Origin of the sequence: Psychrobacillus sp. FSL W7-1493 (assembly GCF_038004905.1) — a bacterium.
Taxonomy (GTDB): domain Bacteria; phylum Bacillota; class Bacilli; order Bacillales_A; family Planococcaceae; genus Psychrobacillus.
In genome coordinates, this window is the sequence record NZ_JBBOSB010000001.1 from 2,172,159 (window position 1) to 2,193,356 (window position 21,198).

Below are 21,198 nucleotides of genomic sequence, written 5' to 3' on the forward strand. Positions count from 1 at the left end.
ACCTCCAATATTATAAAATCAGGACGAAACGATCTCTTCTAAATAAGACCATCTTTCTATTAGCTTCTCATATACTTCGTTTGCTTGATCTAATTGTTCGGTCAGTTGCTGTAACGATGTAAAATCAGAGCCTGTAGTTAACAGCTTTTGCTCCAATTCTTCAATCAACCTCTCTGTTTTTTCAATATCCTCACTGATTGTATCCCATTCTCGTTGTTCTTTATAAGTTAGCTTTTTCTTTTCCTTCGTACTTTTTACGGGTGCATTATCTTTCCTAACTTCCACTACTTTTTTTGATGTATCCTTAAGGTCTTCCAAATAATCCGAATAAATTCCTAACCATTCTCTAACTAAGCCATCTCCGTTTAGAATCCAAAGCTTTTTAGCAATACGGTCCAGGAAGAAACGATCATGAGAAATAGTAATAATTACACCAGGGAAAGATTCCATAAAGTCCTCTAAAACAGATAAGGTCTGAATATCCAGGTCATTTGTTGGCTCATCTAAAAATAGAACATTTGGCTGCTCCATTAACATTTTTAATAGAACTAAACGTTTTTTCTCCCCACCGGAGAGCTTGCCTATTTGCGTGCCATGTGTATTTAATGGAAATAAAAACCGTTCAAGCATTTGAGCAGCCGAGAATTTTTCTCCAGATCCTACTTCTATTAGATTGGAGGATTCGCGTACATATTCAATCATTCTCATTTGTTCATTTAGTTTTGGAAGCTGTTGTGAGAAGTGCATCTGTTTTACAGTCGATCCAACAACTACTTCTCCAGAGTCCATCTGAATCTCGCCTGCTAGCATTTTCAGTAAAGTACTCTTTCCAACCCCATTTGGCCCCACTATGCCAACTCGATCTCCTGCCTGTAGGATAAACGAAAAATCATCTACAATGACTTTTGCATCAAAACGTTTAGAAATATTTTTACCCTCTAACACCTGCTTCCCTAACCTAGTAGTAGCCATTTCAAGCTCTAGATTTAAAGCAGAATTATCGCGGTCCAGTTGTGAATCGATTTCTTCAAAACGATCTTTTCTTGCCTTTTGCTTGGTAGATCTAGCCTTTGCACCTCTGCGAATCCATTTTAGCTCATTACGATATAAATTTTGTAGCTTTTGCTGAGATGCAGCGTTCATCTCTTCACGAATCGCTTTAGATTCCAGATAATCTGCATAATTACCTGTGTGAGTATACAACGTTTTATCAGCAAGCTCATAAATATGAGTGGCTACTGTGTCTAAAAAGTAACGGTCATGTGTAACAAAGATAATGGCCCCTTCTACTTTTTGCAGCATGTCCTGCAGCCAATCTGTTGACTCTTTGTCTAAATGGTTAGTAGGCTCATCTAATAGCAATAAATCAGCCGGCTCTATTAACACTTTTGCAAGCGCGACTCTTTTTTGTTGGCCACCTGATAAATGTAAAATTGAATCTTCAAACTGCGTAATCCCTAGTTTAGTTAAAGCTGTTTTTGCTAAAGCATTTACATCCCATGCTTGTAGCTCATCCATTTTCTGCTGTAAGTCCATCAATCTATTTTGTAATTCAGTTGAATCGGAATTAGCCATTAAAGCGAGCAATGCTTCTTCATATTCTCTGTTGATCTTCAGAATAGGTGAATCTCCACTAAATACAGTTTGAAGGACCGTTTCTTCTTTTTCAAATACCGGTTGCTGTTCTAAGTAGGCAATTCGAAACTTGTTCGGATGGTCCCGATCAATAGAGTCTGCCTCAAGCTGTCCTGCAATAATCGATAAAAAGGTCGATTTCCCTGTACCATTGATACCGATTAACCCTGCACGATTTTGATTATTAATTGTAAATGAAATATCTTCGAATAGCGTTTTCTCACCTACTGTTTTTGTAAGATTAGAAATGATTAAATGACTCATATAGATTCCCCTGTTTCTTTTCTTAAGTTTTCTAGAAATAATTCCATGAAGGCATGCCTTTCTGCAGCAAGCTCTTTGCCTTTTCTAGTTTGCATTCCGTCTGCCAGCTTCAACAGCTTCTCATAGAAATGAGTGACGGAAGCTGTTTGTTTAGAACGGTATTCCTCGATGGACATATTGTCTCTCGGCGTTTCAGATACATCGTATAATTTTCTACCCTTTGCTCCACCATATGCAAACGTTCTTGCTATTCCAACGGCTCCAATAGCATCTAGCCGATCTGCGTCTCTAACAATCTTTGCCTCGATCGTATCCGCGGTTGTCTCATTTCCTCCATTAAAGGAAACAGATTGAATGATTTTTTTTACTTTATCTTTTGATACATCAGTAAGTTCAAGTTGCTCAATGATGTAATCCTCCATAAATTTCCCTTCGTTCGAATATTTCGGATCGCTTACATCGTGTAGTAGAACTGCTAATTCAATTATCTCTAAATCGATATTTATCTCCGTAGAAGCAATGGTCAGCGCATTTTTACGCACTCTTTCTATATGCAAAAAATCATGACTGGCGTCAAATTTGTTGTATATGTCTTTAACTAGCTTTTCACACAGGATAATAGCATTCATATTAAAATACCTCCTTCAAACGAGTCATCCTATTCATTATAACGAAAAAAAGAAAAAAAGACCGCTATAGTGCAGTCTTTTCCTTTGAAAGTCATTCGAAGGTACCCTCTTGTTGTAAGTGGATATCATATTTTCTCTTTAGCTAGCCTTTTCTTATTGATTAAAATTTATAAAGGGTGAGGTGAATTTATGACGCAAAGAAATCATAGATCAGAGAGTAGAATTGATTTCCGCCCCAGCCGATCGCTTTCCTCGGGGTGATCGATAAGCCATCACCAATCCTTACGCGCGTGGTTATGATGTCTTATCTATCTCACTCATCCCGTATGAGTCGCCATCTGGCGCTCCAATCATTAAATGGGAACCGCTTTAACATCGATAAAGCACTAACAAATTTACTCACATAAACATAGCTGAAAAACTGTCACCAACCCCAATTTCATCATCTATATTTATTCTTAATAGCAATTTGAAAGTTCTTTTGTTTATGTTTACAGTCACTATAAAAAAGAATTGTTAGTCATAATCAACCAATAACTTTAACAAAGCTAAAATTTATTATAATAATTTAATTTACCTATCCAAAGACCTAATCACATTACATATTTTAAATTGAGAATTTCTTCATTAATTTGGGTATACTTAAGTTTGTTGGATTATATTTTAAATTATAGCTTTTTTCACCTCATAAAATTGATAAGATTTTAGCTATAATTCGACATTTTATTGACGGTAGCATCTATTTCATGTATAGTTTATTTTATCCATTTACAGAATTTTTTGTGGATTAAGGGAGGAACAGTTATGCAACAGGGGAAAGTAAAATGGTTTAACAACGAAAAGGGTTATGGGTTCATCGAGTACAATGATGGGGAAGATGTTTTTGTCCATTTTACTGGTATTCAAGGAGAAGGTTTCAAATCACTTGATGAAGGTCAAGAAGTAACATTTGAGATCATTGAAGGAAACCGTGGACCTCAGGCTGCAAACGTTATAAAATCGAAGTAAACAGTTCTTCCCGCGGCAACTGGTCGTGGGACTTTTTTTATTTTCCAAATAATTTGTTGCCTGCCTCTTTTATCTCTTCCCCAACCGTGCAGCCTTTAATACAAAACTGATGAGCTTTAGTCTTGCCTTTTTCTTTTCTTAGTTCACTTTTCACTAAACAGCCTTTACAATAATTTTCTATTAGCTGATCAATTTCATTTATAATTTGTGTATGCTTCATTTTTTCTACTCCTTGCCGTATGACATATTCAACAGTACAATTATATTTATTCGAAAAATTACCTTACATTACCTTAAAGGATGATTAATAATGATTGAATTATATATTGATGGCTCCACTACTGGCAATCCAGGACCTAGTGGTATTGGGATTTTTATCAAAGGAGAAGGTCACCAGATTAAAATTAGTGAGTTTATAGGAGACCAAACAAATCACGTTACTGAATTTATCGCCTTACAACGTGGTTTGGAAGAAGTATCGAAATTATCCCCTACCATCGTGTCTATTAGGACTGATTCACAAATAGTATTCGCAGCAGTTGAAAAACGCTACGCTAAGAACCCTGAGTTTGCAGCCATATTAGAAAAAATACTAGCTATAACAGATACCTTCGATATGTTTTTTATAAAGTGGATCTCTGATGATCAAAATAAAGCTGCACATGCATTAGCACGAGAAGCAGTACGAAAGAATTTACCATAACAAGCTACACCTCCAACAAATATATTTGAGTGGAGGTGTTTTTTTTTGGGCTTTACTATGAAAGCATTTCTTTTTACTTTTCAGGTGCAGTTTCAATCTCTCCTGGTGTTACGATTACGTCTTGTTCTACTCCGTTTGAGTTATACGCTTCCTCAATATTAGTTTTTGTGCGATTCATGAATCGTATAATAACATCATCTTTGCCGAAGAGTTGAAATAGACTCAACAAGGGGTTTCTTGGTCTGTTAACAGATCGATAAGTAAACCTTGTTTGGTTTTCATCCACTGAATTTAATTCGTAATCCACCTTCATACGGAACATGTTGTTTAAAATAAAGGCTTCTTGTACGAGCTTATGATTTGGTTCGTTGATGAACTTTTTTATAGTAAGGTCATAAGATTCGTCTATCGATCCGTTTTTATATGCTTGTCGGATTATTGTACCTTCCACTTCATGTGTTTCCTTTAAAACCTCTTCATCTATAATTTTAGGGAAAATTGCTTTCTTTTTCTCTAAGTCCCCATAGAAATAAGGCCATGCAAATTCAATAGGCACATTAATAATTATATCCTTCTTCCACTTTTTCATCCAAACTACTCCCTTGCATATCAATATGTGAACCTTTCTATATATGATAACACAAAAAAACAGACCCTCGAAATGAGAGCCTGTTAAAGTTTAGGTTTAAAATTAAGCTTTAACTACGTTAGTAGCTTGAAGACCACGTTGGCCTTGCTCGATTTCAAAAGTTACTTCTTGACCTTCGTCAAGAGATTTGAAACCTTCGCTTTGGATAGCTGAGAAATGTACGAATACATCGTCTCCGCCTTCGCGTTCGATAAATCCGAATCCTTTTTCTGAGTTAAACCATTTTACTTTACCTTGTTCCATGTGTGTATCCTCCTCGTATGCAAATTGTGCATACATTGTGTTACTATCCTTGCTCAACACTGTTAAGTAAAAGTGTTGCCACCTACTAACTAACCGAACAAAAATAATCCTCTTTAAATATAACACGCCTATCCTAATAATGCAACAATTATCCAAAATCTTTTTTAATTGTTTTCCAATAATGCACCAATCGCTCCACTATACCCATGTTTTTCTAAAAATATTGGATTTTTCTTTTTTAGTATCGTATAGGATTCAATAATTTCCTGAAGCAATATATTATCTTCTAGTGTAGAACCTATATAAATTATGTCCTCGACACCATGAGCATCTGCAGCTTGTATACATAATGTTGCCACAACTTCACCAATTATACCCTGGATACCTGCAATCAGATCTGCTTTTGTTCTTGTTTCTTCGTTTTTTAAAGAAACACCACCAAAATTACTAGCAGTAAGCGATCCAGTTATTGGTAATTTGTTATCTTTATAAATATCACTTACTAAAACATCTATTGTCGATCTATTTCCATTTAAAGATAACTGAATCATTTCCTTATAATCTGTTAAACCTGTTAATGCCGTTCCCAATCCTAAAAGTGTTCCCCCACCTACTCCAGTTCCACCAATTCGAGCATGCGAGTTATCATGCATAATATGTATTGAAGTACCTGTACCAATATTTGCAATGATTGCCGAGCTACTATTAATGATTTCCTGTTTCATTTGATGCATCACACCATTCATCGTTGCATCAAACTCAACTACATAAGGAAGATCCTCTTTTGACAAAAGGATCTTTTTTAGTTGTTCTGCTCGACCACCAGTAAGGCAGATAGAACTTGACGAATGCTTACTTTCCACCCACTCTTTAACACTTTGAAAATCTGAGGATAGAAAACTTTTAAAGGACATTATATTTTCATCGTTCCAGTAAGCGACTTTCGTTAAAGTTCCACCTGCATCAATACCAATTCTAGTAGTCATACTTTTTCCCCTTTTACATTACAGCCCTTATTTAATCCATGATCCCACAATAGGATAATTAAATGTTTCGCCATTGATTGCTTTAATTATACCTATAATCGGGACAACAAAAGCCATTATAGCAAAAATTATTACTAATGGAATACCTATTATAATAAATATCAGTAAAAATGATATAAACAGTAGGACTGACATTACTAATTGAAAAAGTACTGCTTGAATAGATAAATTTCTAATTTCATGATTATCTACTACTAAATACAACACAAATGGTACTAAAAACGGTGCAAACCAAGTGCTTGCATGTAATAATACTTTTAGCCCTGTATTTTCCATGATATAACCTCCTTTTTCTTTAACTTATTATACGGATATACAGATAATTAGTTTCATTTTCTTTCATACACAATATTTCCTGCTACTACTGTTTTACACACAGACACCTTCGCTAGATTACTTACGGTAAGCGGCTCATTAACAATTGTAAAATCAGCATCATAGCCTGATTCAATTTTTCCTCGAGAAAGCCCCTTACCTATTGCCTTAGCACTACCTATTGTATAAAGACAAAGTGCTTCATACAAGGACAATGACTGAGCAGGATTCCACACATTGTTTACTGCAGCATCCATGGCCAAAAATGGATCCGCATTTTCAATCGGCGAATCTGAACCGCCTGAGCATTCTAATCCAGCAGCTATAAGAGTTTTCCAGGCATATGCCCACTCCATTCTTTCGCTTCCTAGTCGTTCTCTTACCCAAGGAAAATCGGAAGGAACAAATATTGGCTGGATATCTAATACTAAAGGAAGCTTGCGCATTCTTTCTATTAAATCTTTCCGTAAAACATTTACGTGAATGAGCCGATCCTTTTTCGGATGAGGTGGCGGATATTTTTCGATTACATCCAATATAAGCTCTGTAGCCTTATCTCCAATTACATGCACTGCTATGTTTTCTTGGTAATCTCGAGCTATTTTCACTAATTGCTCAAGTTTTTCTTCAGGATGAACAGCTACCCCTTGTGTTCCAGTGGCATCAAAATAGTCAGTAGACAATAGAGCCGTTCTTCCTCCCAATGAACCGTCTACAAAAATTTTCATCGCACCAAATTCTATGAATTCAGTAGGTACCTCTCTCTGCATTTGTTCAAAAACTAAATGATGTCTTAACAGGTGAACTTTAAAATTTTCTTCTACAGCATCGTGGTACGCTTTTAATGGCACATTATATTGCCCGTAATAGGACATATCCTCCGTATGCACGCCTGTAAGTCCCTTTGAGAGTAAATCTTGGATACTTAATCGTATAACGTCAGCTAAGTAATCTGAGGTAACTGGTGGGATGTGAGAAGTGATTAGATTCTGTGCCTCATCGTAGAATAGCCCGTTTAATCTACCATTATCGTCTCTTCCTATCATTCCACCAACTGGACTAGTAGTTTCTTCGGTTATCCCCGCAATTTCCATTGCTTTGGAATTCGCTACAAGGACATGTCTACAAATTCTTTTTAATACGATTGGGCTTTCTTGTATAACACCGTCTAGATCAGTTCGAGTAATAGGGCGACTCTCTATTAAATTGTTATCGTTCCAGCCCTCTGTTATATACCACTGACCAGGAACGACTTTTTTTCTTACCTCTGTCACTATGTCTTCTATGGATGTAAAGCCAGAAAGGTCGAGATAGGAAAGCTTTTCCCCGTGACCGATTAAATGAATATGACTATCTACCAATCCCGGGTACATTGCAGACCCCTTAAGGGAAATAACTATGTCGGCCATGGGAAGTAATTTTTCTTTTTCACCTGTTCGGATAATTTTTCCACCTTCTGTTAAAACTGCTTCCGTCATAGAATTTTCCGAATCCATTGTATAAATACTTCCGTCTGTCCAAAGAGTTTTCATTATTTTTTCTCCTTTTCTTTAGGAGCAAGCTCATCAACCAGCAACTCCGCAGCTCTTCTATAAAAATTACTCATATTAGCTAGAGAAGAGATTAACAGTAGTTTTTGTAATTCCTCCTCGGCCTCTAATTCTTTAGTTAGTTTATCTAAATCTTGAATTTCTTTTAAAAAGACTTGTTTATTATTTTGCTGAAGGGAAATAAAGTATTGATAAAAATTATTTAATGTAAATTCATCTGAAGCCATTTTCTCCTTTAAGGGAGATAAAGTTTCTTTCACATCACTGATGGAAAGTGATCCTTTTAAATGGTAAATAAGATTAATCAACATAATATGTTGTTTAGAGTACTTCTTATTTTTTATCGGAACGAATAGCTTGCCCTTTGCATAATTGTTAATCATCGTTTTAGTTAATACCTTGTCTTCATCACTTCGAATGGTCGTCCCGTATTTAGCATCAAAAAGCTGTATAACCTGGTCCATGTATAAGTCTATTTCCGGTATATCCTCTTCTTTAATGGCAGTGTCTAAAGCTAAACGGTCAATTAACCTATTTAAATCATTCATAAATAAATGAACCTCCTAGTAATACTTAAAAACATAGTAACTTAAAACTCAATAAAGGTAAACCTTGACTACCAATACATATCAATATATCATTATATGTAGTTATTAAAACTACATATTGAAGTGGAGGCATTCATTTTATGCTAGAAAATTATATTAGAGAACCTTTTAACTCCTTATCTCATTTATTTGGAGCTATTTTAGGAATAACCGGGTTATTCCTCATGCTTATGAAAGGAGTTACCTTAAACGCAACGAGCCTAACATTAACAGCTCTCTCTATATTTGGCGTTAGTATGATATTGCTTTACACAGCTTCTGCCACGTATCATGCGGTCAAGTCGAAAGGTCGTGTTATTCAGTTTTTACGCCGTTTAGACCATTCAATGATTTATTTACTCATCGCTGGCACATATGCTCCTTTTTGCCTGATTACTTTAAAGGGATCAACAGGGTATCTATTATTTGGTTTAATTGGAATCCTAGCTTTTTCAGGAATATTATTTAAGATGGTCTGGTTTGATTGCCCAAGATGGATTTCCACAGCCCTTTATATAGGAATGGGATGGATTATTATCTTTCTTGCTCCTTCATTAGCTGATAGTCTTGGAACCCACGGACTTTTATATTTAGTTGGAGGAGGCATTTTCTATACGATAGGCGGAATCATATATGGTATAAAGCCTAATCTACCATTTATAAAAAAATTAGGCTTCCACGAAATTTTCCATATTTTCATATTGCTCGGAACCATATTTCATTTTATATGTGTATATGAATTTGTGATATAAACCTTCTACGTTGTATAAACAAAATATAGCAGATGAGAAAGGCACTTCCCGTTCAAATTGAACAGAAAGTGCCTTTCATAATTTCCTCATGTTTAAGTCAGCTTTTTAGCAAAAGCAACGACACGATTTACTTCTTTAAAGCCTAGCTTCAGGTGGACGTTATAACTCTCCTCATTGTCTAGCTCACAGTCACTAGCAAACTCCCTACAGCCTTTTAAAATAGACCAGTCTTCGCAATGTTTAACTAGCTGCTTGGCGATGCCTGATCTCCTGAACGTTTCTTTCACAAATAGTCCTTCCAAATAGCCTACTGGCGTTGTACTAGTTCCTTCAACATAGTCTGTTCGAATTTGACACTGTGCAAATCCTATTGGCTCTCCTAAAGGTCCATATGCTAGATAAACAATCGCATTCTCGTTTTTTATCAGCTGGCCTGTTTCTATTTTAAACTTTTCTATGTTGTGTCCTGGCCATAGAAGAGAAGCTAATCTGACTACATCCATTGAATCTTCTATTTCAGCTCGTTTAATCATCATTATACCTTCCATACAATGCTAAACCTCCTTTTTAGTAACGGAAAAGTCTAAGCTTGGAGAGGGAGATTGTAATCTCATTTGTTCCAATTCTATTTTCATCTTTTCGGTTTCAATGATAAAATTTTCTTGTTTTAGTCTTTCTAGTTCTAACGCATCTTTAACAGAGCTAGCTTTTATACGTGCTTTTTCTTCTAAGTGATCTGTTATCGCTCTTATGACAGGTACAGAAAAAATTAAAGCTGGTATTATTATCCATTCCACTGTATTCACCCCTATTAATCAAAATGTAGTTTTAATTAAAGATGTAATTCCTTTTATAAAGTAAAAACATGAACAATCAATTAAAGATCAATATTGAAAAATATCGGTTATTATAACTTCTTCTATTTAGCAATTTAACTTAAAGGTATGAAAATCAAAATAATCATTTAGTTATATCGTTCTTCACTATTTTATGAAATCGATTAATCCGTTATATTTATAGAATATTCTACTTCAATATCCACATTTCCTCGCAATGCTTTACTTATCATACAGCTTTGTTCTGCTTTAATAGCGAGCTTTTCTGATACTAGTCTGTCTTTTTCATCTGTTATTACAATTATCGGACGATGAATAATTTTTTTATACGTAAAAATACCATTTGTAACATCTACTATAGCAGTTGAGTTCATCTCTAAGTTTTCTGTATTTACTTTACTTCTCTCCATCATTGCAGCCAGTGTAATAATATAACAAGTCGCTGCAGCACCTAAAAGCATTTCATCAGGGTTAGTTCCAATTCCAGGTCCGTCCATTTCTTTTGGAATGGAGATATTAGTTTGTAAATTCCCTGAGTGAATATCTCCCACGTCATTTCTGCCTCCAGGCCAATTCGCTTTTAAATGAAAAAGATGTTCCGTCATAATTTGATCAAACCTTTCTTATGGATGTATTGGAAATTGTGCCACTTTCCTATATTATAAAAAGAGAAGGTAGGCGTTTAATTTGTTAAAAAATTATGGGAAAATTGCTGGTTTCATCATTGTAGCTTCACTTTTTTTACTAATTCTAGGTGTTAGGTATGTATTAGGACAAGAATTAGTTATTATGAACTTTATTGCTTTTGCAGCCTTTTCCATTGTAGCAGGAGTCACAGCTGGGGCTATGCTATTATACAAGCTCTACAAAGCATTTTATTTATTTACGTTTGGATTGGCGATAGGTTTCATTGACCTTTTCCGCTCCTTCATTATAAATCCTGAAGGAAACGGTGATATAATAGGAATCCTGTCACTGTTTATGTTTAGTGCTTTTGGGTTAGTAATAGGAATAATTATAGAGGCTGTATTTTATCTCATTAAAAAGATGAACAATGTACAATGACAAAAGGTTTTAGCTACTTGCTAAAACCTTTTTACGTTATTTCTAATACTTGGATTTAATCGTTTGATTACGCCCATTAGATTTTGCTTTATATAGAGCCTGATCAATACGGTCCATAAATGAAGAAATCGCTTCAGCCTTATGCTTGTATTCCCCCACTCCAGAAGATATTGTAATAGCCTTATTGGTTGGAGGTAAAGTAGATTCAATATCTTTTCTCAGTATCTCTGCAATAAGATATGCTTCCTCTAGTAGAGTATTCGGCATAACAATTGCAAATTCCTCGCCACCTAATCGAATGATATAATCTTCTTCACGAGCGACCCCATTCATTCGGTAAGCTATGAATTGCAGAACCTCATCCCCTGCATTATGTCCAAACTCATCATTTACTTTTTTAAAGAAATCGATATCCACCATAATCATCGAGAAGTTATTTTTACTCTCGATTAAATGACTATAAAGATATTCTGCAAACCTTCTATTTTTTAACCCAGTTAAAGGGTCAGTTAAGGATTGAGTTTTAAAATTCTCTACAGTTTCTTCTTGCTGTTTTCGATAGTTTTCAACAGTTTCCGTTAACTGCTTAGCCTCAAAATACCATGTCGGAATTTCTAGCTCATTTCTATTAAATTGAGGATCCATTGTGTACATTGCAAGTTTTTGTAATGGAGAAGCTAGTTTAGTTGAAAGGACAAAAGCTACTACAAGAAATAAAACTATAAAAGGAAGTGCATATAAAAATATCTTCAATATGATTCCAGCAAGAGGCTCTATACTTGAAGCATAAGGGGTTTGCGATACTACTCCCCATCTGCTTGCTTCTATTAAAGTATATCCAGCCACGTACAGGTCACCCTTCGTATTTTCAGTAATACTTGCGCCACTGTCACCTCTGATTAAGCTCTCTACTATCTCATTACTTTTTACTACTTCTCCGATTCTCTCTTCATCAGGGTGATAAATAAGCGTTCCTGAATGGTCCACGACATAAACATACGATCCATCTTTAGAATAATGCTCTGCTAAAATGTTTCGTATAAAATTATCCTCTTCTAAATAGATGGTTCCGTTCAGCATTCCTAGGTACTCATTTTGTTCATTAAAAAGCGGGGTGGATACAAGAACTAGTAATCTACCTGTCGCAGCCATATATGGTTTTGTAATAATATTCTCTTTCTTATCTAATGCTTCTTTAACACCTTCGGATTGAATAACAGTACCAGCAATTCCTACATTAGGAGAAGTAGCTATCGCGAGACCGTTCTTATCAATAACTGAGACAGAGTTAAAGTTTTTACTTGTTACTATCAGCTGGTTCAATACTATTGTTAATTCTGTCGGATTATCCAATAGCTTGATAATATCAGCTTTTCTCCCTTCAAGGTTAAGTTGCATAGAAGAAAAAAGCTCCTCTGACATTTCCGCCAGCTTTTTAGAATATACTCGATTTTGCTCCAACGAGTTATCAATCAAGCTATCTTTTGTCACTAAATAGCTTGAAAAGAGTGAGCTTGTCAGTATGCCAATGATTGAAAATGAAATTAAAGTTAAAATCCAAAAACGTAACGTTCTTATCATGTTTCCTCCAAATTTATACAATATAATTACTACATTTTCTCATTGTAGCATTATTTATATATGAATAACTATAGATAATAGATATTTTGATTGATATGGAGAAAAAGAGAAGAAAAATTCTTTTTTCAAATAGGCGAAAAGTTGTGTGATGTTAAAGATTTGACATCCCTTATACCTTATAAAAAGGAAAATGAGCTTGATAGTTACCAAGCTCACTTTTTCTCCTAGCATCTTTTATTAACCACCTAAATAAGCAAGCTTAACTTCTTCACTCGATTGTAGCTCCCTTGCAGGTCCAGATAATACTACCTTACCTGTTTCAATAACGTATCCTCTATTAGCTATGGAAAGTGCCATATGGGCATTTTGTTCAACTAATAATACGGTGGTGCCGTCATTATTTATTTCTTCTATGACTTTAAAAATAGTTTGAACCATAAGCGGAGCCAATCCCATCGACGGTTCGTCTAGTAACACTAGTTTAGGCTTTGCCATAATGGCACGCCCAATGGCAAGCATTTGCTGTTCTCCCCCGGAGAGTGTTCCGGATAGCTGCTTTCTTCTTTCTAACAATCTTGGAAAAGTTTCATAAACCTTTGTTAAATCTGAATTAATGCCTGCCTTATCCTTACGAAGAAATGCTCCTAGCTCGAGATTTTCCTCTACAGTAAGATTAGCAAAAACTCTTCGACCCTCTGGCACATGAGATATACCAGCCTTCACTATCGTTTGAGCTGCTTTCCCTGTTATAGATTTACCTAAAAACTCGATTTTCCCTTTCTTAGGCTTTAACAATCCAGATAGAGTTTTAAGGAGCGTGCTTTTTCCAGCCCCGTTCGCTCCGATTAACGTAACAATTTCTCCTTCATTCACTTCTAACGATATATTATGTAAAGCTTGGATATTCCCATAATAGACATCTATATTTTCTACTTTAAGCATGGACATTAGGAACCTCCTCTCCCAAATAAGCCTCAATGACCTTTGGATGATTTCGTATTTCTTGAGGAGTACCTTCTGCTAAAAGCTGTCCATGGTCTAATACATAAATTCTTTCGCAAACACCCATTACAAGATTCATATCGTGCTCAATCAGCAGAATGGTTAAATTAAACTTTTCACGAATAAATCCTATTAGATCCATCAGTTCTTTTGTTTCTTTAGGATTCATTCCAGCTGCTGGCTCATCTAATAAAAGTAGCTTAGGCCCTGCTGCTAAAGCTCTTGCAACCTCCAACCGTCTCTGTTGACCATAAGGAAGGTTTTTAGCAAGCTCATCCTTATATCTATCTAATTTAAATATCTTCAAAAATTCGATAGATTTCTCTTCCATCTCTTGCTCACCTTTAAAATGAGAAGGTAGTCGCAGAATGGAGCTAAGCATCGTATGCTTAGCTAAAGAATGATAAGCGACCTTCACATTTTCTAAGACAGTCAATTCATTAAACAGACGAATATTTTGAAAGGTTCTGCTGATCCCTTTCCTAGTCACTTTAAAGGGGGCTAATCCATTAATTCTTTCCCCGTTAAACATAATATCTCCAGTGGTAGGTGCATAGACCCCAGTCAATAGGTTAAAGCTCGTTGTTTTGCCTGCTCCGTTTGGCCCTATTAAACCTACAAGCTCTCCCTCATTTAAAACCATATTTAAATTTTGGACAGCCTTCAAGCCCCCAAATTGAATTCCGGCATTTATCACCTCTAGTAAAGGCCTATTTTCCATATTGACTGCCCCCTTTTGGTGTTCTCCACATTTTAAAGTAATCTGTAATCTCCATCGTCCCCATCAATCCTTTTGGTCTATACAACATAACAATGATTAGTACGAGACTGTATATGATCATTCGAGTTTCTGGATATCCTTGTAGATACGTTGAGACGACGGTTAATAGGATAGCTGATAAAACGGCTCCAGATAAGCTCCCTAATCCTCCTAGAACAACAAAGATTAAAATGTCGAACGATTTCAAGAAACCAAATTGACTTGGTTGAATGATATAAAAATTATGTGAGTAAAGAGCGCCTGCTACTCCAGCAAAAAAGGAACCGATTGCAAATGCTGCTACCTTATAATAAGTCGTATTTATTCCCATGGCATCTGCAGCAATTTCATTTTCCCTAACTGAAATGGAGGCAATACCATGTCTTGAATTTGTGAAATTGACAATCACCAAGATAGTAATTGCTAAGCAGATGAATGCTGTAGTCCATGTGGTCATATGGTCAACCTGCATACCGGAAGCTCCACCAACATAGTCGATATTCAAGAAAACAATACGAATAATTTCAGCGAAGCCAAGCGTTGCTATCGCTAAGTAGTCTCCCTTTAAGCGAAGACTAGGAATGCCAACGATCAACCCAGCTAAAGCAGCAACAATTCCACCTATTATTATGGCTAAGAAAAATGGTAATTCAAGCCTCATTGTCACAATAGCTGAAATATATGCCCCAATTGCTAAGAAGCCTGCATGCCCTATAGAAAATTGTCCGGTAATCCCAATTATAAGGTGTAAGCTTACGGCTAATATAATATTAATAGATATAACAATAATTGTATTACTATAAAATTGATCAATAATCCCGTTCATAATAAGAAGCTGTATCACGGCATAGATGGCTATCCCCAATACAACAAATAGCCAAAATTGTTTAGAGGTTTTCTTCATACGTATACACCTACACTTTCTCTCGTGCATTTTTGCCAAAAATACCTGATGGTCTAAAGATAAGTATTAATATTAGAATGACAAATGCTGCTGCATCTCTCCACAAAGAGAAGCCTATTGCACTTACAGCAGATTCAATAACACCTAAAAGTAGACCTCCTACCATTGCTCCAGGTATAATTCCAATTCCCCCTAATACTGCTGCTATAAAGGCCTTTACCCCTGGAATAACTCCCATTAATGGGTCAATCTTTGTATAGTAAACTCCAAAAATAACACCAGCAGCACCCGCTAGGGCTGAACCAATTGCAAAAGTTGCGGAAATTGTGTTGTCTACGTTAATACCCATTAATTTTGCCGCCTCTGTGTCATGAGAAACAGCTCTCATTGCCTTTCCTGTTTTCGTTTTATGTACGATAAATTGCAGAATAATCATTAATGCAACGGAAACAGACAATATTAAGATGGACTGCATACCTATTTGCACACCAAATAGTTCAAAGTTTTTCTTAAAGAAATCTGGGTATGCCTCAGATTGAGCACCTCTTATATAAATCACTCCATATTCAATGAGTAAAGAAACCCCTATGGCAGTAATTAAAGCCGCTATACGTGTAGCATTTCTTAGTCGTTTATAGGCAATGCGCTCTATTAGAACACCAAATAATGCACAGACAGTCATTGAAATAATAAGTGCGGGAAAAAAACCTAAACCAAATACGGTAATTGAATAGAAACCAATGAAAGAACCTACCATAAATACATCGCCATGAGCAAAGTTTATTAACTTAATAATTCCATAAACCATTGTATATCCAAGGGCGATTAAGGCATATATACTTCCTAGTGAAATACCATTAATCAACTGTTGAACCCATTCCATGTAGTTACACTCCTTATATTTAGGGCAGCACAAGCCTAACCCCTTTTTTCATAGAGTCACAGAAAAGGAGGGAATGAATCCCTCCGTTATTAGTAACAATATTTATGGATTAACCTTTGTATTAAACACTTGCTCTCCATCTACAAACTCTATAATGGTTGCTGATTTTACTGGGTGGTGATTTTCATCCATCGAGTAAAGTCCCGTTACAAGATCTAGATTATCTGTTGCTTCTAATGCCTCTTTAATTTTTGTTCCATCTGTTGAATCTGCTCTCTCAATTGCATCTTTTAATAGATAAACAGTGTCATAGCCTAAAGCGTGGAAGGAGTTAGGGGCTTCCCCGTATTTTTCATTAAACTTATCTGAGAAGGCTTTAGCTTTACCATCTGGATCCTCTGAAGAATAAGCAGTGATAATATATGTGTTATTTAATGCATCTGCCCCTGCTAAATCAACAATATCCGGTGAATCCCATCCATCTGCTCCCATCAATGGTACTGTAATCCCCATTTCACGAGCTTGCTTAACGATAAGACCAACTTCCTCGTAATAACCAGGGATAAAGATGAAATCTGGATTTTTAGATTTAAGACTTGTTAATGTAGAACGGAAATCTGTATCTTTAGCAACATAAGATTCCTGTGCAACAATTTTTCCGCCTGCAGCTTCAAAATCCTTCTTAAAGGAAGCTGCTAAGCCTTTCGCATAATCACTACTGTTATCTGCGTAAATCGCTACGTTTTTAACCTTTAGCTCATTAGCGGCAAAATTTGCTGCTACTGTTCCTTGAAATGGGTCAATAAACGCTGTGCGGAAAGCAAACTCATTTAGTTTACCCTTATCCGTAACGGTTACTGTAGTACTCGTGCCTGATGGAGAGATAAGTGGTACTTTATTTTTTCCAGCAACTTCTACTTGAGCTACAGTGTTACCACTAGTTGCAGCTCCAATGATAGCGACTACTTTATCTTTTGTAATAAGCTTAATTGCTCCACTGGTGGCTTCACCAGCATCCGATTTATTATCTACTTTTACAAGTTCGATTTTCTTCCCGTCAATACCACCATCATCATTAATTTCCTCTACAGCCAGATCAATTGCTTTATCTTCTGATTGTCCGTAGGAAGCAACTCCACCAGATAGCTCAAGATTAATACCAATTTTAATCGTCTCTCCGCCATCCCCTGAACCGCCTTCACTATTGCAACCTGCCAAAACTCCAATGAGAAGGGTCGAGGCTAGGAATAATGAAGCAAACTTTGATTTTTTCATACAATGCATCCCCTTTGTTGTTTGAAAATTTTGAAATTGAAAAGCGAACTAATATCTCTTTCTTATAGTTAACTTCATCCAAAATTATCCTTTCGTAATACAATTACATTGTAAAACAAAGATAGGAATCAGTCTATAAAAATTTGACTAATTCGAATCTTTTTAATCTTTAGTATATCAATATATTAAATAAAAAAATGGCATCATTTTCATACTTCTATTATTGAAAATCATGAAATACTAGCTTCAAAAATCTGATCAGTTTAACTTTGATATCATTTAAAGGTGTCAATTTTATAACCCCTTTTTAAAAGTTAAGCACGAACAATTAATAAAAAAAGTAGTATATATGCTCATTGTCTTAGCTCTACATAAAAGCCGTTTCATTAAATAAATCTGAATATAAGAAAAATAATTACTTTTCTATTAAGTTCCGTTATAATTATTTATAGTTCGATATCCGTAATATTAAGGAGAGATGGGAATGGTACAAAGTTTACCAAAAAGATCAGAGGTTAAAATAGAAGAAACTTGGAACTTAAAGGATTTATTTGCTTCGGAAAAGGAATATAAAGATGCTTACGCAGAAATAGAGAAAAATGTCCCTGTATTCGTTGAAAAGTATAAAGGGAAATTAGATAGCGCTAATGTCATCATTGATGCTTTGGAGGAATACCAGTCTCTTTATATGAAATTTAGTTTGTTAGGTAGCTATGCAAGATTAGCGATTACGGAAGACCAGTCAAATACGGAAGCACAAATGAGAGCCGGTCAATTTAGTTCATTAGCTGGCAAGGTTGCTAGCCAAACATCTTTTGTTGACAGCGAACTATTAGAAATGCCCACAGAGTTACTTGAGGAAGCAGCAAAACTGGATTCTTCTTACGAAAACTATTTAGTGAAGTTACTAGAAAGAAAGAAATATACGCTTCACCCAGAAGTGGAAAAGGTATTAGCTGCCTACTCTCCAACATTTGATGCACCTTATAATTTATATGAAACAACTAAATTATTGGATATTTCTTTTCCTGACTTTGAGGTAAACGGAAAACCATATCCATTAAGCTACGTTTCCTTTGAAAATGATTGGGAAGCTGAAACAGATACAGTTCTTCGAAGAGCAGCATTTGAAGCTTTTTCATCTAAATTGAAGGAATATCAGCATACCACTGCAAAAACGTATGACATTGCGCTTCAACAAGAAAAAACAACGGCTGACCTGCGAGGATACGATTCGGTATTCGAATATTTATTGTTCGACCAAGAAGTCGATCGATCTTTATATAACCGTCAAATAGATCTAATCACAAAAGAATTAGCACCACATATGAGGAAATATGCAAAATTACTTCAAAAGGTACATGGCTTAGATAAGATGACCTTCGCTGATTTAAAGATTGCCCTAGATCCAAACTATGAGCCGACTATTACAATAGAAGAGTCCAAGAAGTATATTAATGAATCATTATCAGTAATGGGTGATAAGTATTTAGAAATGGTTGATCGCTCTTATAAGGAACGCTGGGTAGACTTTGCACAAAATGAAGGAAAATCCACGGGCGCTTTCTGTTCTAGTCCATATGGTAGTCACCCATACATTTTAATATCCTGGTCGAGTCGAATGAATGAAGTATTTGTTCTCGCTCACGAGCTTGGTCATGCGGGTCATTTCTATTTTGCACACCAAGAACAAAATCTATTTAATTCTCGTCCATCTTTATATTTTATCGAGGCGCCTTCCACAATGAATGAAATGTTAGTTGCCAATCATCTTTTGAAAAGTTCGGATGACCCTAAATTTAAACGTTGGGTAATATCTTCCATTGTTGCTAGAACCTATTATCATAACTTTGTTACTCATTTACTAGAAGCAGCTTATCAACGTAAAGTTTATGAGCGTGTAGATCAAGGGCAAAATGTAAATGCTGAAATTTTAAATGCATACAAGCGAGAGGTTTTAGAAGAATTCTGGGGAGATTCTGTGGAAATAACAGATGGAGCAGAGCTTACTTGGATGAGACAGCCACATTACTATATGGGATTATATCCATACACATATAGTGCAGGTTTAACCATCTCCACGCAGGTTGCTAAACGTATACTAAACGAAGGACAGCCGGCAGTAGACGAATGGTTAGAAGTATTAAAGGCTGGTGGAACTAAATCGCCAGTAGAATTAGCTAAAATGGCTGGTGTGGACATTACAACTGATGAACCACTCCGAGATACAATTGCATATATTGGTTCACTTGTTGATGAACTTGAAAGCTTAACAGAGGAAATTGACAGCAAGTAAGTTAAGAACGAACAAGCTAAACGATACTGCAAAAAAATTTAAAATGCCCCAGAAATTTTACCACTCGTAAAATTTCTGGGGCTTATTATTTAATTAGTGTGTATCAGTTATTAAACAGTATTTACTTGAGCAATTAAACTGTTAGCAAATTCATTAATTTGTTCCATCCTAACTATTAAACATAAGGCGGGTCCACATTCTGTTGCCATTCGATGATTCAGCTCACCTGCATCTAAAACAAAAATTAATCTATAGCGTAAATCCCTTTCCTTCTCAGGCACCAATAATCCATAGTTAGGATAGTAATAAGTACCAAACTGAGGAATATGATAAATACACAACCCTGGATCTTTATGTTCTAGCATACTTAAATATGTGTTATTTAGTCGTTTTAAATCACTTAACATTTCCAGGAAATCTTCTTTTAAACAGCGTATTGATTTTGAATGTACGGCAGGGAAACTGTGACCAGAACGGAAACAAATGTTGAATTTTACGCTCATATCATTTACTGATTCTATATTTAGTTCAACTTCACAAGTTGGTTGTTCTGTATAGTCTTTTAATATTGCCATTAATAAATCCCCCTTAATCTATTATTTTTATATCAAGATATATAAATTTATAGTCAACTATTAGCAACTTGTTTTATAGTAGTATTCCAACAAACCGTTGATACACCCTCCTTCCGCTTTTAAACTACTTCTATATTTAACGAACTTTGCTATAATTATACTAATTAAATAACCAATCCTGTCTAACCACTTTTTTAAAGATATAATCAAATAAGCCATAAAATATGACTTAACAAGGAGTAAATATGAAAAACAAAGTGATTGAGCAATACGAACAAGATGAGAATATGATGATTCAATTATTTGCACAATGGTGTATTAACCATGAAGTAGACCCTTTTGCACTTTATCAAACTGCCTATCCGGAACAAGCAACGAATGAAGCTTTAGCAAAAGCAGTAGAAGAAACAGAAATAAATGCTGTAGATGTAGACACTCAAACCGTAATTCAAGTACTACAGTTGTTTGGCAATGACCATCTAGCCTATGTTGTTTCCGAAATTTCAATTAAAATGAAATAAAGCTATTCCTATTCGCGGGGAATCCTCTCTCTTCCCACCATTATGGAACAAAAAAGAGTTGTAAAATTTCAGAAATTTTTACAAACTTTGTTACAAATCATGTACAATATTATCAGACG

25 protein-coding genes are annotated in these 21,198 nt (G+C 35.5%); 6 read left to right on the forward strand and 19 right to left on the reverse strand.

Translation table 11 applies throughout. From position 1 onward, the window contains the following. Positions 1-18: 18 nt before the first annotated feature. Together MKX96_RS11005 and MKX96_RS11010 are read right to left on the reverse strand one after the other, a co-directional pair. Positions 19-1,899, reverse strand: coding sequence for an ABC-F family ATP-binding cassette domain-containing protein (locus MKX96_RS11005; RefSeq protein ID WP_340883640.1), 1,881 nt, complete (start codon positions 1,897-1,899; stop codon positions 19-21). Then, on the reverse strand, positions 1,896-2,528 hold the full coding sequence (locus tag MKX96_RS11010; protein ID WP_340883642.1) for an HD domain-containing protein: 633 nt from the start codon (positions 2,526-2,528) through the stop codon (positions 1,896-1,898). Before MKX96_RS11010 ends, MKX96_RS11005 begins: the two co-directional genes overlap by 4 nt. Positions 2,529-3,332: 804 nt before the next feature. Here MKX96_RS11010 and MKX96_RS11015 point away from each other — a divergent pair. Next, entirely contained in the window at positions 3,333-3,536 is a 204-nt protein-coding gene (locus tag MKX96_RS11015) for a cold-shock protein (RefSeq protein ID WP_169360131.1), read from the forward strand. Between the two features lie 37 nt (positions 3,537-3,573). Here MKX96_RS11015 and MKX96_RS11020 read toward each other — a convergent pair whose 3' ends face one another. Beyond that, a complete protein-coding gene (locus tag MKX96_RS11020; RefSeq protein ID WP_340883643.1) occupies positions 3,574-3,756 on the reverse strand; it encodes a zinc-finger domain-containing protein in 183 nt (60 codons plus the stop codon). A gap of 90 nt (positions 3,757-3,846) precedes the next feature. Between MKX96_RS11020 and MKX96_RS11025 the strand changes: the two genes are divergently transcribed. Further along, a complete protein-coding gene (locus tag MKX96_RS11025; protein ID WP_340883644.1) occupies positions 3,847-4,239 on the forward strand; it encodes a reverse transcriptase-like protein in 393 nt (130 codons plus the stop codon). Between the two features lie 73 nt (positions 4,240-4,312). Here the strand turns inward: MKX96_RS11025 and MKX96_RS11030 are convergent, their stop codons facing one another. From MKX96_RS11030 to MKX96_RS11055, 6 genes are all read right to left on the reverse strand, one after another. Continuing rightward, positions 4,313-4,828, reverse strand: coding sequence for an SRPBCC family protein (locus MKX96_RS11030; protein WP_340883646.1), 516 nt, complete (start codon positions 4,826-4,828; stop codon positions 4,313-4,315). Positions 4,829-4,930: 102 nt separating this feature from the next. After that, on the reverse strand, positions 4,931-5,131 hold the full coding sequence (locus MKX96_RS11035; RefSeq protein WP_053589685.1) for a cold-shock protein: 201 nt from the start codon (positions 5,129-5,131) through the stop codon (positions 4,931-4,933). Positions 5,132-5,295: 164 nt separating this feature from the next. Next, the gene (gene coaW, locus MKX96_RS11040) at positions 5,296-6,117 is read right to left on the reverse strand and encodes a type II pantothenate kinase (protein WP_169360135.1); all 822 of its coding nucleotides are present in this window, start codon (positions 6,115-6,117) and stop codon (positions 5,296-5,298) included. A 27-nt stretch (positions 6,118-6,144) separates the two neighbouring features. Continuing rightward, a complete protein-coding gene (locus MKX96_RS11045) occupies positions 6,145-6,453 on the reverse strand; it encodes a DUF4870 domain-containing protein (RefSeq protein ID WP_340883647.1) in 309 nt (102 codons plus the stop codon). A 53-nt stretch (positions 6,454-6,506) separates the two neighbouring features. After that, positions 6,507-8,024: an amidohydrolase gene (locus tag MKX96_RS11050; RefSeq protein WP_340883648.1), complete on the reverse strand. Its 1,518-nt coding sequence runs from the start codon at positions 8,022-8,024 to the stop codon at positions 6,507-6,509. Continuing rightward, complete coding sequence (locus MKX96_RS11055) at positions 8,024-8,590, reverse strand: DUF1836 domain-containing protein (RefSeq protein WP_298471705.1); 567 nt, start codon at positions 8,588-8,590, stop codon at positions 8,024-8,026. Before MKX96_RS11055 ends, MKX96_RS11050 begins: the two co-directional genes overlap by 1 nt. A 140-nt stretch (positions 8,591-8,730) precedes the next feature. Between MKX96_RS11055 and trhA the strand changes: the two genes are divergently transcribed. Further along, a complete protein-coding gene (gene trhA, locus MKX96_RS11060; protein WP_340883649.1) occupies positions 8,731-9,381 on the forward strand; it encodes a PAQR family membrane homeostasis protein TrhA in 651 nt (216 codons plus the stop codon). A gap of 92 nt (positions 9,382-9,473) precedes the next feature. Here the strand turns inward: trhA and aac(6') are convergent, their stop codons facing one another. The 3 genes from aac(6') to MKX96_RS11075 form a co-directional block, all read right to left on the reverse strand. Then, positions 9,474-9,929 (reverse strand): aminoglycoside 6'-N-acetyltransferase, encoded by a 456-nt coding sequence (aac(6'), locus tag MKX96_RS11065; RefSeq protein WP_340883650.1) that lies wholly within the window; start codon positions 9,927-9,929, stop codon positions 9,474-9,476. 6 nt (positions 9,930-9,935) lie between these two features. Further along, positions 9,936-10,178: a hypothetical protein gene (locus tag MKX96_RS11070; protein ID WP_169360140.1), complete on the reverse strand. Its 243-nt coding sequence runs from the start codon at positions 10,176-10,178 to the stop codon at positions 9,936-9,938. A gap of 203 nt (positions 10,179-10,381) precedes the next feature. Further along, positions 10,382-10,822 (reverse strand): OsmC family protein, encoded by a 441-nt coding sequence (locus MKX96_RS11075; protein ID WP_340883651.1) that lies wholly within the window; start codon positions 10,820-10,822, stop codon positions 10,382-10,384. An 82-nt stretch (positions 10,823-10,904) separates the two neighbouring features. On the opposite strand from MKX96_RS11075, the gene MKX96_RS11080 reads away from it, so the two are divergent. Further along, positions 10,905-11,282, forward strand: a complete 378-nt coding sequence (locus MKX96_RS11080; RefSeq protein ID WP_340883653.1) for a hypothetical protein — start codon at positions 10,905-10,907, stop codon at positions 11,280-11,282. A gap of 42 nt (positions 11,283-11,324) precedes the next feature. Here the strand turns inward: MKX96_RS11080 and MKX96_RS11085 are convergent, their stop codons facing one another. The 6 genes from MKX96_RS11085 to MKX96_RS11110 form a co-directional block, all read right to left on the reverse strand. Then, positions 11,325-12,863, reverse strand: a complete 1,539-nt coding sequence (locus MKX96_RS11085; protein ID WP_340883655.1) for a sensor domain-containing diguanylate cyclase — start codon at positions 12,861-12,863, stop codon at positions 11,325-11,327. 237 nt (positions 12,864-13,100) lie between these two features. After that, positions 13,101-13,805 carry an ABC transporter ATP-binding protein gene (locus MKX96_RS11090; RefSeq protein WP_340886000.1) on the reverse strand — a complete coding sequence of 235 codons (705 nt, stop codon included), beginning with the start codon at positions 13,803-13,805 and terminating at the stop codon, positions 13,101-13,103. Then, on the reverse strand, positions 13,798-14,586 hold the full coding sequence (locus MKX96_RS11095; RefSeq protein ID WP_169360144.1) for an ABC transporter ATP-binding protein: 789 nt from the start codon (positions 14,584-14,586) through the stop codon (positions 13,798-13,800). The genes MKX96_RS11090 and MKX96_RS11095 overlap by 8 nt, the downstream gene beginning before the upstream one ends. Continuing rightward, positions 14,576-15,529, reverse strand: a complete 954-nt coding sequence (locus tag MKX96_RS11100) for a branched-chain amino acid ABC transporter permease (protein WP_251556175.1) — start codon at positions 15,527-15,529, stop codon at positions 14,576-14,578. The genes MKX96_RS11095 and MKX96_RS11100 overlap by 11 nt, the downstream gene beginning before the upstream one ends. 10 nt (positions 15,530-15,539) lie before the next feature. Then, the gene (locus tag MKX96_RS11105) at positions 15,540-16,412 is read right to left on the reverse strand and encodes a branched-chain amino acid ABC transporter permease (protein ID WP_169360146.1); all 873 of its coding nucleotides are present in this window, start codon (positions 16,410-16,412) and stop codon (positions 15,540-15,542) included. A gap of 102 nt (positions 16,413-16,514) precedes the next feature. Further along, positions 16,515-17,687, reverse strand: a complete 1,173-nt coding sequence (locus MKX96_RS11110) for an ABC transporter substrate-binding protein (protein WP_445678191.1) — start codon at positions 17,685-17,687, stop codon at positions 16,515-16,517. Between the two features lie 484 nt (positions 17,688-18,171). Between MKX96_RS11110 and pepF the strand changes: the two genes are divergently transcribed. Continuing rightward, a complete protein-coding gene (pepF, locus tag MKX96_RS11115) occupies positions 18,172-19,983 on the forward strand; it encodes an oligoendopeptidase F (RefSeq protein WP_340883659.1) in 1,812 nt (603 codons plus the stop codon). A gap of 110 nt (positions 19,984-20,093) precedes the next feature. Here pepF and MKX96_RS11120 read toward each other — a convergent pair whose 3' ends face one another. After that, positions 20,094-20,558 (reverse strand): hypothetical protein, encoded by a 465-nt coding sequence (locus tag MKX96_RS11120; RefSeq protein ID WP_298471724.1) that lies wholly within the window; start codon positions 20,556-20,558, stop codon positions 20,094-20,096. 245 nt (positions 20,559-20,803) lie between these two features. On the opposite strand from MKX96_RS11120, the gene MKX96_RS11125 reads away from it, so the two are divergent. Further along, the gene (locus MKX96_RS11125) at positions 20,804-21,079 is read left to right on the forward strand and encodes a hypothetical protein (RefSeq protein ID WP_169360150.1); all 276 of its coding nucleotides are present in this window, start codon (positions 20,804-20,806) and stop codon (positions 21,077-21,079) included. The last annotated feature ends 119 nt before the right edge of the window (positions 21,080-21,198 follow it).